Raw genomic sequence first — 13,898 nt, 5'->3', positions numbered from 1 at the left:
TGGTATCTTTTTTAAGGAATGAACAATGACAGTACGCCATAAGAAGGTCATGATGAGTCAGCCAATTGTTTCTCGCTTTGCCATCTCTGCGCTTAGCGTCAGCATGATTGCCATGAGTAGCAGTGCGTATGCTGAAGAGCGTATCAATAACATCTCTGTAGTGCAAACCGCCCCTGCCGTCACACAAATGCGTTTGGGCTTTAGTGGTACGCCTGTACTACCCAAGGCTTATCAGCTAAGCAGTCCCAATCGTTTGGTATTAGACTTTGAAAAAGTGCAGAATGGCTTGGTCAGCCGTTTTACCGATTATAATATTGGTATGGTTAAAGATGTCACCACGCTCAATAATGACAATACCACGCGTCTTATTGTTAATCTTAATCAAGAAGGCCAATACACGACAGCCATTGATGGTAATGAGCTGCTACTGACCATGACAAATCCAACTGGCGTCACCTCTACAGCCAGACCTGCTGTTATAACCCATAATACAGCGATTCCAACTGCCGCAGCGGTAATTCCAAACGACAAAATTATTAATAATACGACACCAAACAATACTACTACTTCTGGTGCGTCAACTGCGCTAGCAACGAGTGTCGAGGTAACCCCAACGGTACCTGCTAATAGTAACGATATGGTCGTACGCATCAACCCACTATTAGACCCTGCGCTCGCGGCATCACAAGTCAGTCGTCAATATAGCTATGATGGCTTATCAGCATTAAACTTTGCTGAAAGTGGGGGCAATGGTGGTGGTAATGTCAGTATTGCGCTTACTAACGAAGCTATTCCAGTGGACGTGCAGCGTCAAGGTAACAAGCTGGTGGTGCGTCTAACAGGCAGTACCGTGCCCCGCAACTTATTGCGCCGCTTGAATATCAGTAATGGTTTGGTTGATAGTATTGATACCAAAAATCAAGGCCAAACAGGCGTCATCACCATTAATATGTCGGGTGATTATGAGTATCAAGCCTATCAATCAGGCAATCAGTTAAACATCAGTATCATGCAGCCAAAAATGCTGCGCGAGCCGACTATTGAAGAAAAAGTATACACTGGCGAAGCCTTATCTATGGAGTTCCAAGACGTTGAGATTCGCAGCGTTTTAGATATCTTAGCGCAGTTTACAGACATGAATATTGTGGCGAGTGACTCAGTCAGTGGTAATATTACTTTGCGTTTGATTAATGTTCCATGGGATCAAGCGCTTGATATCATTTTAAAGAGTAAAAACCTTGATAAACGCTCAAATGGTAATGTGATTTTGGTTGCACCAGCTACAGAGCTTGCAGCACAAGAAGCACAAGAGCTAGAGGCGCAGCAAGCGGTGAAATCTTTTGCGCCGCTGCGTACTGAGTACATTCGCTTAAGCTATGCCATAGCCTCTGCAGTTGAAGATCTTATCTCTGAGGGTAGCGGCGCTCGTAGTACAGGAAGTAGTACGATAGATAGTAACACCAGTCTGCTGTCTGATCGCGGTACAGTAACTGTTGATGAACGCACCAATACCCTAATCGTAAAAGATACAGCAGACAGTATTGAAAATATTCGTGAATTGATTGCTAAGATTGATATTCCTGTGCGTCAGGTTATGATTGAGGCACGTATCGTGAGCGCTTCAGATACATTTAGTAAAGAGATTGGCGTCAGTTGGGGTATTTTGTCTGATGGTGCGGCAACCAACCGTAACGTGTTGATTGGTGGCAGTCAGCAAACCTTATGGGATTTAAAAGATTTTGACGTCGAAACCACGACCGTTAATGGCCAGACCGTATCTTATCCCTCTTATGACATCAGCCGTCCTGATAATTTAAACGTCGATTTGGGGGTGACTAATCCAGCAGGGCAGATCGCTTTTGGCTTGCTTAACCTATCAGGAGTGACGCTAGATTTGGAATTATCAGCCCTACAGGCGGACAACCGTGGTGAAGTGATTTCGACGCCAAAGATTTTAACGGCAGACAAACAAACCGCGAAAGTATCTTCAGGGACACAGATTCCGTATCAAGAGGCTTCGGCCAGTGGCGCAACGACCACGAGCTTTAAAGAAGCGGCGCTTAGCTTAGAAGCCACACCAAACATTACTCCAGACGGCAAAATCGGTTTACAACTGAACATCACCAATGGCACACCGACCATTATCAACAATACGGTTGCTATCAGTCAGGATGCTATATCAACCAATGTGATCGTAGAAGACGGGCAGACAGTAGTCTTAGGCGGCGTATTCCAAAACCGAATCTCTAACGAGGTGGAAAAAGTCCCGTTCTTAGGTGACTTACCTTATATTGGGCGTGCCTTCCGTAAAGATGTACGCAGTAATGACAAGCAAGAGTTATTGATTTTCGTGACGCCAAAATTGATTAACGATGGTGTGAGCCATTTGCAGTAAGTATCGCAGTACAGTTGTCGGTAATAATAATTGTTGAACAAATCAAAGGAGCGAGCCTTATAGGCTGGCTCCTTTTTTTATAGCCTGTATCAATACTAAGCGCTGACCACAATATTTGCTAAAATAAACAAAGTCGCTGACTAGCCAGAATATCAGTGACGTTGTATGATAGTTGATTTATCTGAGTGAGTGTTATGTTGGAGGAATTGCCGTCGATATTTTTGGTCGGTCCGATGGGTGCGGGAAAAACCACCGTAGGTCGATTGCTCGCCAAACAGCTGTCACGTGAGTTTGTTGATAGTGACTGGTATATTGAGACGCAAACAGGTGCTGATATCCCTTGGATATTTGCTAAAGAAGGCGAAGCAGGGTTTCGTGCGCGTGAGACACGAGCGATTGATGAGCTGACTCAGCAATCAGGCATTGTCTTAGCGACTGGTGGCGGTGCTGTAATGGCCGAAGAAAACCGCCGTTACTTACATGAGCGCGGCATCGTTGTGTATCTAAATGCTCCTGTCGATATTCAGATGCTACGCACCGCCAAAGACAAGTCACGTCCGCTATTACAACAGCCCAATCCCAAACAGGTACTCCAAGACTTATACCGTATCCGTGACCCACTTTATCAACAAGTTGCCCATATTATACTGCCGACAGGGCATACATACCCTCGTCATATGGTGCAACAGCTGCTTACTCAATTGCAAGCGCGGACAGCGTCGACACAGATGACGCATAACGATACAGATAGCGCCTCAGGCTCATATAATGGATAAGTAACGCTAAAGAAGCATCAACGTATTGGATACTATGGCAAAAGCCAAGCGCCGATGAACAAAACACCTGATAGGTAAGGAATATATGATGGTCGCGTCTTTATTTAACGATAAGCTCATGGTGTCGACCCAAAGCCATGATTACCCCATTATCATTACACAGAATAGTGATATGGGTGCACAGATTGCCCCTTATATTCGCGGTAAGCAAGTTTTGATCGTTACCAATGACACGGTAGCGCCTTTGTACTTAGCACCATTACAAGATGCCCTCAGCTCAGAGTTTGAGGTGGCAGTGTGCATTTTGCCTGATGGTGAGCAATACAAAAACCAAGACAGCATCAATCAGATTTATGACGTGCTGATGACCCATCACTTTAATCGCGATGTAACGTTGGTCGCATTAGGTGGCGGCGTGGTTGGTGATATGACAGGCTTTGCTGCCGCCAGCTTTATGCGCGGTGTGGACTTTATTCAAATTCCGACCACACTGTTATCCCAAGTCGATTCAAGCGTCGGCGGCAAGACAGGTATCAATCATCCTAAAGGTAAAAACATGATTGGTGCGTTTTGGCAGCCGCGTATGGTACTTGCTGATATGAGTACTTTAACCACGTTGCCTGCCCGCGAGCTGTCGGCGGGGCTTGCCGAAGTTATTAAATATGCGCTGATTATGGACGCTGACTTTTTGACGTGGCTTGAAGACAAGCTACCCGCTATGATGGCGCTAGACTTAGCGGTACTGGGCGCGGCGGTCAAGCGCTGCTGCGATTATAAAGCAAAAGTCGTGGCGCAAGATGAGCGTGAGGCCGGACAGCGCGCGCTGTTAAACTTTGGCCACACGTTTGGTCATGTGATCGAAACGCATGAAGGCTACGGTAAATGGCTCCATGGGGAGGCAGTTGCAGCGGGTATGGTGCAGGCAGCAATCCTCTCAAAAATGCTGGGCTGGATAAGTTATGATGATGTGGCACGAATCAAGGCAGTACTCAAACAAGCCAATCTGCCAACTGAGCCGCCTATCATTGCCACCGAAACTGCGCTTGGGCTGATGGGTCATGACAAAAAAGTCAAACGCGGACAAATACGCCTGATTTTGTTAAAATCATTAGGAAATGCGGTGCTAACGACAGCGTTTGCGACCGAACAGCTGCAAGAGGTATTGACCCCTGCAACTTGCTCAATATAAGACCATTTTGATAATGATGGTTTTACAGGCACTGACAAATCACGCGTAAGCGTTTGATAAAGGATACAGCATGGCTTTATTTTCTTCAACGAACCCACAGACGCGCACCTCTTATCGCCGTCAAGCGCTGATTTGGCTGTTAATGACCTTGATTATGGGCGTCATCACGGCGCTGGTGTGGATGTTTAGCCAAACGCCTGCTGCGGGTGCGAAAATTGAGAACGCGCCTATCGAAGCGCCGCAAGCTCAAGAGGGACTGGCGCCATTTGAGCAGCCAAAGCGTGTTGAATCATTACATGAGCTGGATACCGATGTACAGCCGATTAACTTTGAAGAGACGGTGCGCGACTTGCGTGATTATCCTGATGAGTTTAAGGACAAGCGTTATCTGTTGGCCAACAAGGGTAAATGGACCGTACAGGTCATGAACGTGGCTGAAAACGAGGTCATTACTAACTATTTGGATGGTCGAAAAGATCGCAAAAAGTTTGCTTATTTCCGCTATCGAGACAGTGATAATCAGCCACGTTATATGTTGACTTATAGCATTATGAGTAGCCCACAAGAAGCGGTCGGTGCCGCCAAGTTGATTGATTTTGACTTACCTGCGAACGTACGCGTTTTACCCGAAGAGATTAATCGTTATCTTACAATCGTTGATAATTACGAACGCCCAGAGCCGTTAAAAGATTTGAGTACCCAGCGTACGCGTGCTGTCAACTTAAAACCAACCAAGCGTGAAGTCCCTGTGCGTGAGCCAGAGCCTGAACCTGTAGAGAAGAGCACCAGTAGTGCGCCTACTGAAAGTATTCGCCAGTCAGCAGATACATCAGATACCTTAGCAGTGAACGAAGAGCGTACCATTGCGTCTGAAGAAGGTCGTGCAAGCTCTCAAAATACAACGAGTGAGCCTGCAAAGACACCATCAAAACCAACAGAAGCGCCTAAGGCCAATAAACCTGCGCCAACCGACAATGGCAATAACGGTAATGGCAATAACGGTAATGGCAATAACGGTAATGGCAATAACCGTAATGGAAATAACGGTAATGGAAATAACGGTAATGGCAAGACTAACGGCAATGCCAATGCTAACAAGAACGACAGTATGAAAGCACTGATAGAGGAAAAAGTCCAATAAACCAGCCATTCAAAGCAGCAGCGAACGATAATCGCTGCTCGTGAACATACACCTTGTATTCTATAAAAGCTTGGTCTCCTAAGAGGTCAGGCTTTTTTTATACAAAAAAATGACAAATACCGTCAATAAATCCTCATACAACTGCCTTAAGCTACTTAAAATATTGCTCGTTCAATAAGAGGTAAAACAGCATTGGGGATAAACCATCATAAATATAAGAAATAGCAAATATATATGTAAGTAAATATTAGTAAAAATACTGTAAATAAACATATAAATGAATAAATATAACAAATGTTTTTTAATAATTTGGTTGTTACCTTTATTTTAGTTGTAAAAGGTTGTTGTTGTCTAAAAAAACCGACATTAATCATTGAAAAAAAGGCTGGCTTTTGTGGTTATGATTTACTAAGATGAATATAGACAATATTTTACTAGGTGATGACCTCGGTCATAAGTGCATAGGACGGTACTTGATATTGCCCACAATAAACAACCCCATGCTGTTGCTTACTGTATCAGACATTAAGGACAACTTGTCTGTTTCTATGCCTTCCTCTACCGCTTATTATCTCAGGCAAGTCACTTGCCACTGACTTTACTGTCAGTATCCCTTGATACCAAGCGCTTTGACCGTGTTGTCATGATTTTCAAATCATCCATCGAGCCTTACTCTACCGCGCACGTCTATTACCATCGCTGCCGTTGCAAAGTTTGCCTTTGATACCAATGGTCACCGAGTCGCCCCTACGTTTGCAAATTGCGTGAACGTAGCGGACGGGTAACGCTCTACGCCAGTGATATTGTGTGTGTCCAATCGCCTTGCGGTGTCATATCGATGCATTATCGTTTGTCACGCGCCACCACCATAAGGAAATGCCATGTCAATGATCTCTTCTTCCTCGTACCTTGCCTCGCCTGAGGACTTTTCGGACAACTGCGGTTTTGGATTGATTGCCCATATTGAAGGGGTTGCCAGTCACGATTTAGTTAAGACAGCCATTCACAGCTTGAGTTGTATGACCCACCGTGGTGGGGTCGCTGCTGATGGTCGCACAGGCGACGGCTGTGGTCTGTTACTCGCTATGCCGACGGACTTTTTCCGTACAGTCGCTGATGAATGCGGCTTTACCCTACACGATAACTTTGCGGTTGGGATGGTGTTTGTTAATACCGATCGTGCTAAAGCCAAGCACAGCCAAGAAGTGTTGACTAAGGCGCTAGAGGCGGAGGGCTTGAGTGTTGCGGGCTGGCGTGATGTGCCGCATGACTTGGACATCGTCGGCGAGATTGCCATGCAAAGTCTGCCAGGCTTTCAGCAAATCTTTGTCAATGCCCCTGATGATATGAGCATTGAGGATATTAACCGCAGACTGTTTGTGGCGCGCCGCCGTGCAGGGCAACAACTGACCGATGACCCGCTGTATTATGTGTGTTCACTCAGTACCCAAACCATCATTTATAAAGGGCTAGTCATGCCCTCAGACTTGCCAACGTTCTTTTTGGATCTGCAAGATGAGCGTTTGGCCTCGCATATTGTGGTTTTCCATCAGCGCTTTTCGACCAACACCTTACCGCGTTGGCCGCTTGCGCAGCCGTTTCGCTATTTGGCGCACAATGGTGAGCTAAACACCATTACAGGTAACCGCAACTGGGCGCAAGCACGCACGCCAAAGCTTAAGTCTGCCAAACTGCCTGAAATTCCTGAGCTAACCCCACTTGTAAACCTGACAGGCTCTGATTCATCAAGCCTTGATAACATGCTTGAGGTATTGATGGCGGGCGGTATGAGCCTATTCCATGCCATGTCTATTTTGGTGCCGCCTGCGTGGCAAAATGTGGACAATATGGACATGGACTTGCGCGCGTTCTATGAGTTTTATTCTCAGCACATGGAAGCGTGGGATGGCCCAGCAGGTCTGGTGATTCAAGACGGTCGCTATGCGGTATGTATGCTCGATAGAAATGGTCTGCGCCCATCGCGCTGGGTCACGACCAAAAATGGCTATATCACTGTTGCCTCAGAAGTGGGCGTGTGGGATTATGCACCCACCGAAGTCATCGCCAAAGGACGTGTGGGTGCAGGGCAGATGCTGGTCATTGATACGCAAAATGGTCAGATTTTAGACACCAAAGCTATTGGCATGCAGCTTAAAAAAGCGCACCCTTACCGCCGCTGGCTGCGTGAGCATGCGGTACGTATCCGCGATGATGAGCGTTTAGAAGAGCAACTCGCGGCTAAAACGGAACGCGGTGAGCCATTAAAAGCGCTGCAAAAGATGTACAACATCACCAATGAAGAGCGTACGGACATCATTCGCCCGAACGCTGAAAACGCGCAAGAGCCTGTGGGTTCAATGGGTGATGATACGCCGATGGCGGTACTGTCACAGCAGATTCGTCACGTGGGTGATTTTTTCCGTCAGCAGTTTGCGCAGGTGACCAACCCACCGATTGACCCGTTGCGTGAGTCTATCGTCATGTCGCTACAGACTTGTCTTGGCGCACAGACCAATGTGTTTGCGCCTGTCGCAAAAGATGCGCACCGTTTGATCTTATCGTCGCCTATTTTATCAGCCAGTAAAATGCATCAAATTGAGTATCTGGATGATCCTGCGTTCCGTCTTGCTCGTATTGACCTTAATTATCCTGCGGATATGGCGCTCAAAGACGCGATTGCTCAAATTTGCGCGAAGGTAAAAGACGCCATCAATGCAGGCAACACGCTGATTGTATTGTCTGATAAAAATATCAGCAAAGATACCGTGCCTGCCAACGCCATTATGACCACAGGCGCTGTGCATCACTATCTGATTGCTGAGGGTATCCGTACCAATGCTAACCTAATCATTGAAACAGGTTTGGTACGTGACTCGCATCAAGCGGCGGTACTGATTGGCTTTGGCGCGACCTGTATTTATCCGTATTTGGCTTATGATGTGATTGAAGACTTGGTGGCTAGTGGCGAGCTGCTCGGTGACCCACTGCAAGCGCGTGTCAATTTCCGTAAAGGCTTGGACAAAGGCTTGCTCAAAATCTTATCAAAAATGGGCATCTCGACCATCGTCTCCTATCGCGGCGCGCAGTTGTTTGAAGCGGTTGGTCTGTCAGAAGAAGTGGTCAATACCTGCTTTAAAGGCGTACAAAGCCGTATCAAGGGCGCAACCTTTGAGGACATCGCTGCTGACCAAGCACAGCTGGCGGCAAATGCCTTCAAGCGTCGTCTGCCCCTTGAAAAAGGCGGCTTGTTAAAGTTTGTGTTTAACAAGGAATACCACGCCTTTAACCCTGATGTGATTAAGGCGCTACACACTGCCGTACGTACAGGCGACTACCAAGATTATCGTGAGTATGCCGACATCGTCAACAAGCGCCCTGTGGCGACCTTGCGCGATTTGTTGCAACTAAAAACCGACAACAGCATCGATGTCAATGAGGTCGAAGACGCGGCGGATATCCTAGCGCGCTTTGATTCGGCGGGCATGTCATTGGGCGCACTATCGCCTGAAGCACACGAATCCATTGCGATGGCAATGAATAGCTTGGGCGGGCGCTCAAACTCAGGTGAGGGCGGTGAAGACCCCGTACGCTACGGCACACTACGCAATTCAAAAATCAAGCAGATTGCCTCAGGCCGCTTTGGTGTTACGCCAGCATACTTGCGTTCGGCTGAGGTCATGCAGATTAAGATTGCTCAAGGGGCAAAACCTGGTGAAGGTGGTCAGTTACCAGGCGGCAAGGTCAATGCCTTGATTGCGCGTCTGCGTTATTCTGTGCCTGGGGTGACATTGATTTCACCGCCACCGCATCATGATATTTACTCGATTGAAGATTTGGCGCAGCTGATTTTTGATTTAAAACAAGTCAATCCAAACGCGCTGGTATCAGTGAAGCTGGTGTCACGCCCTGGCGTGGGCACGATTGCTACGGGTGTGGCCAAAGCCTACGCTGACCTAATTACCATCTCAGGGTATGACGGTGGTACAGCAGCGTCGCCTTTGTCATCTATTCATCATGCTGGCTCGCCGTGGGAGCTGGGTCTGGCTGAAGCGCACCAGTCGTTACGCGTCAATGGACTGCGTGACAAAGTACGTGTGCAAACCGATGGCGGTCTAAAAACAGGCCTTGATGTGGTCAAGGCAGCGATTTTGGGCGCAGAAAGCTTTGGTTTTGGCACCACGCCGATGATTGCCGTGGGCTGTAAATACTTGCGTATCTGCCATCTAAACAACTGCCCAACAGGCGTTGCCACCCAAAATGCCGATTTGCGTGACGAGCACTATACGGGCGAAGTGCAAATGCTGATGAACTTCTTTAAGTTCGTAGCCGAAGAAACGCGTGAATGGTTGGCGGTGCTTGGTGTACGCCGTATGGAGGATTTGGTCGGACGTACGGACTTACTAGAAGTCATCTCAGGCACGACCAGCAAACAACAACACTTGGACTTAGCGCCACTGCTCTACAGCCACCCTGCAAGTGAAGGGCAGCCGCAGACCTGTCAGCAAGCACGTAATGAACCTTTTGATAAAGGCTTGCTTGCTGAGCAAATGCTGAGCGATATGGCAGCGACCATTGAGCAAGGCACGGGCGGCGACTTTAGCTATTATATTGGTAACTGTGACCGCTCTATCGGTGCGCGTATTTCAGGCGAGATCGCAGAGATTTGGGGCAATCTTGGTATGAGTGACCAGCCGATTCGTCTGCATTTGACAGGTACGGCGGGGCAAAGTTTAGGTGTCTGGAACGCAGGTGGCCTACATATTGAGCTTGAAGGCGATGCCAACGACTATGTGGGTAAAGGCATGGCAGGCGGTGAGATTGTTGTCTATCCTGCCAAAGACACACAGTTCCAAGCCTGTAGTAGCGCCATTATTGGTAATACCTGTTTGTATGGGGCAACAGGTGGTAAGCTGTTTGCCGCAGGGACGGCAGGTGAGCGTTTTGCAGTGCGTAACTCAGGCGCACAGGCAGTAGTTGAGGGCACAGGCGACCACTGCTGCGAGTATATGACAGGCGGTATGGTAACCATCCTTGGACGTACAGGCTTGAACTTTGGTGCGGGTATGACGGGCGGCTTCGCCTATGTGCTCGATATGGAAGGTGACTTCTTTGACCGCTGCAACCATGAGTTGATTGATTTGCATCGTATCTCAAGCGAGCAGACCGAAGGCTACCGCATCCATCTCAAACGGGTGATTGAAGAACATGTCAGTAAGACTGGCAGTGTGTGGGGACGTACGCTATTGGCTGATTTTGAGCACTATGTGCGCAAGTTTTACTTGGTCAAACCCAAAGCGGCAAACATGGCGTCACTATTAAAGACCACCATGGCAGACCCACAATAAATCGCCCACGCATTGAGACAGTACAGAGGATTTTATAATGACCAAACGCTTACAAAACAGCTTCCAGTTCGTCGATGTACCACGCCTTGAGCCCCGTAAAAAAGACATCGTCACCCGTTCGACCGAGTTTGTCGAGATTTATCAGCCGCTAGAGAGTGGGTCGGTTGCAGAGCAAGCGCATCGCTGCCTTGACTGCGGCAACCCTTATTGCGAATGGAAGTGTCCTGTACACAATTACATTCCCAACTGGCTCAAGCTCGCCACCGAAGGACATATTTTTCAGGCCGCCGAGCTGTGCCATCAGACCAACAGCTTACCCGAAGTGTGCGGGCGCGTCTGTCCGCAAGACCGTCTGTGCGAAGGCTCGTGTACGCTTAACGATGGCTTTGGTGCGGTAACTATCGGTAATGTCGAAAAGTACATTAACGATACCGCCTTTGCTTTGGGTTGGCGTCCTGATATGTCAGATGTGGTAATGACCGATAAAAAGGTCGCCATCATCGGTGCAGGCCCAGCGGGTCTTGGCTGTGCGGACATCTTGGTTCGTAATGGCGTCACGCCTGTCGTGTTTGACAAGCGTCCTGAGATTGGCGGCCTGCTGACTTTTGGTATTCCTGAATTTAAGATGGAAAAACACGTCATGCGCCAGCGCCGTGAGATTTTTGAATCCATGGGCGTCGAATTCCGCTTGGGTGTAGAGATTGGTACAGACGTTGAGATGGAAGAACTGCTCGCTGATTATGACGCCGTATTTATGGGCATGGGCACTTACAGCTATATGCGCGGCGGCTTCGATGGCGAAGAGCTAGAAGGCGTGTATGATGCTCTGGATTTCTTGATTGCTAACGTCAACCGCTGTCATGGCTGGGAGCAACAAAACGAGCAGTATGTGGATTTAAAAGGCAAGCGCGTGGTGGTCTTGGGCGGTGGTGATACCGCAATGGATTGTAACCGTACCAGTATTCGCCAAGGCGCTGAACAAGTCGTCTGTGCCTATCGCCGTGACCAAGAAAACATGCCAGGCTCGCGCCGTGAGGTGGTCAATGCGATGGAAGAGGGGGTGGAATTTTTATTCAACCGTCAGCCTATCGAAATCATTGGTTTAAACGGTCAGGTCAGTGCGGTAAAAGTGGTGACCACGCAGCTGGGTGAGCCAGATGCCCAAGGTCGTCGTCGCCCTGAGCCGATTGAAGGTTCAGAAGAAATCATTGACTGTGATGCGGTGATCATGGCGTTTGGATTCCGCCCAAGTCCAGCCGATTGGTTTGGCACGCATGAGATTGCGATGGATGGTGCAGGTCGTGTGCTGGCCGAAGAAAAACAAACCTACCGTTTCCAAACCAGCCATCCAAAGGTCTTCGCAGGTGGTGATATGGTACGCGGCTCTGATTTAGTAGTGACCGCCATTTGGGAAGGTCGTCAAGCAGCAGAAGGTATTTTGGATTTCTTAGACGTGTGAGTGACGCCTTTTTATTATTATGTTCATGAATGCAGCTGTCTTTATTAATAAAGGCAGCTGTTTTTTTATAAAAGCAGAAAATCAAACATAAGAAGAAATAGACACTGTATCAGGTATAAAAACAAACACCTTGACAGCGGTTAATAGACTGCCTACAGTGACGGTATTTGGACAGCGCGGCAACCGCTGTCGCCATTGCGTGGCAATGCCACTAAAAGGAGCACGACTGCGTGAAACGTTTGGCTGCCTTGCTCGTTGAGCCGCATGCCCGCTATCAATATGCGAACGTGCTACACGGTATTCGTCTTGGGGTAGCGGTTATTTTGGCGCTACTTGTGAATATTATCACCCGCTTTCCGCATGGCGAGTGGACGACAATTACAGTCTTTATCGTTCTGGGTTTATTGCAATACCAAGGGGCAATCTATACCAAGGCCAAAGAACGCGTACTGGGCACTGTCTTTGGTATTATTGCGGGTTTATGCGTGCTCGGACTTGATTATGTGACGGGCTCATGGACGGTGGTGTACTACACCAGTATTGGGGTAGTCAGTGCGCTGATTGGCTATGCGGCGGTGAAGCAGCTTGGTTATATTGGTTTGCTTACGGGCATCACCATGATGATGATCATCTCAGGGGCACAGCAAAACGCGCTCGGTGAAGATGGTGTATATCGAGTACTCAATGTCTTGATTGGCACGGGCGTATCGGTCGCAGCGACACTTATTTTGCCGCTAAAATCTACGTTGATGTGGCGCTTTTTATTGTCCAGCAACTTAGATGCGTGCGCAACGCTATATGCAGGCGTGGGCGACCATGTTGAGCAAGGTAAGTTAGAGACGTCAAAGCCGACCAACACACCACGATTGATTAAATTACGCACCCGCTATAGCAGTGGTGAGGACGACATCCCTGTTGATCGCAACTTATCGCAAGCGCTGGCACGTATTAATAAGCGCTTATTGACGGTGCGTGGACATATTGCCGCTACGGCCAATGAAACCAAAATCAATAAGCAAACCTTAGAAGACATTCAGCGCACGCATCGCAACATCATTGGCACGATTGACTTGTTATTACAAGCGTCACCGCGTCTTGCGCGTACGGGTATCGACGAGGACAATCGTGTGCTGTTGCAGCATTATCAGCATGAGTTGACCCATGCCATGCGTCATGTGGCTGCGGTGCTACGCAGCCCAAGCGAGCAAGAGTTTCGTCCGATTACGCGTATTTTGGTGGCGGATTATCCCAGTGTGGGACAATTAAGCTTTGAATGGCAAGGTTATTTTTGGCTCACGCAAACCTTGCAGCAGCAGCTACAGACGTTAAGCGACTTATTGCAAGAGAGCAAACCGAAGTGGTATGCGGCTTCGGGCGTGCGCTATCAGCGCCGTGAGCAGCAGCGTATTCGCCGTGCAGGAGGTGAGTCAGATTTGGATTTGTAGCGCTTATTAGGGCGTGTCCCTAATTCAAGCGTTTATGACTAAATGGGCTAAAAATGGCTAAATCTTTGGCAAACGGTGTCAAATAGCTGGCCAATATCTTGATATTACCTGCGCTATTTTCCTTGTTTGCCTTTAATTTATCTCATTT

General features: G+C 48.1%; 7 protein-coding genes. All 7 read left to right on the top strand.

Features of this window, described 5'->3' with window-relative positions:
- The first annotated feature begins 25 nt into the window (after window positions 1–25).
- The gene (gene pilQ / locus JIE71_RS08270; RefSeq protein WP_199508251.1) at window positions 26–2,395 is read left to right on the top strand and encodes a type IV pilus secretin PilQ; all 2,370 of its coding nucleotides are present in this window, start codon (window positions 26–28) and stop codon (window positions 2,393–2,395) included.
- 194 nt (window positions 2,396–2,589) lie between these two features.
- Window positions 2,590–3,171 (top strand): shikimate kinase AroK, encoded by a 582-nt coding sequence (gene aroK / locus JIE71_RS08265; protein WP_199508250.1) that lies wholly within the window; start codon window positions 2,590–2,592, stop codon window positions 3,169–3,171.
- Between the two features lie 88 nt (window positions 3,172–3,259).
- Entirely contained in the window at window positions 3,260–4,360 is a 1,101-nt protein-coding gene (gene aroB, locus JIE71_RS08260; RefSeq protein ID WP_199508266.1) for a 3-dehydroquinate synthase, read from the top strand.
- A 70-nt stretch (window positions 4,361–4,430) separates the two neighbouring features.
- Window positions 4,431–5,501 (top strand): hypothetical protein, encoded by a 1,071-nt coding sequence (locus JIE71_RS08255; protein ID WP_228284598.1) that lies wholly within the window; start codon window positions 4,431–4,433, stop codon window positions 5,499–5,501.
- 881 nt (window positions 5,502–6,382) lie between these two features.
- Window positions 6,383–10,846, top strand: a complete 4,464-nt coding sequence (gltB, locus tag JIE71_RS08250; RefSeq protein ID WP_199508249.1) for a glutamate synthase large subunit — start codon at window positions 6,383–6,385, stop codon at window positions 10,844–10,846.
- A gap of 37 nt (window positions 10,847–10,883) precedes the next feature.
- Complete coding sequence (locus JIE71_RS08245; protein WP_199508248.1) at window positions 10,884–12,305, top strand: FAD-dependent oxidoreductase; 1,422 nt, start codon at window positions 10,884–10,886, stop codon at window positions 12,303–12,305.
- 230 nt (window positions 12,306–12,535) lie between these two features.
- Window positions 12,536–13,750, top strand: coding sequence for an FUSC family protein (locus JIE71_RS08240; RefSeq protein ID WP_199508247.1), 1,215 nt, complete (start codon window positions 12,536–12,538; stop codon window positions 13,748–13,750).
- Window positions 13,751–13,898: the final 148 nt, after the last annotated feature.

The sequence above is a fragment of the Psychrobacter sp. bablab_jr014 genome (assembly GCF_016464015.1).
Classification (GTDB): domain Bacteria; phylum Pseudomonadota; class Gammaproteobacteria; order Pseudomonadales; family Moraxellaceae; genus Psychrobacter.
This window is presented reverse-complemented; position numbering and strand designations above follow the sequence as displayed.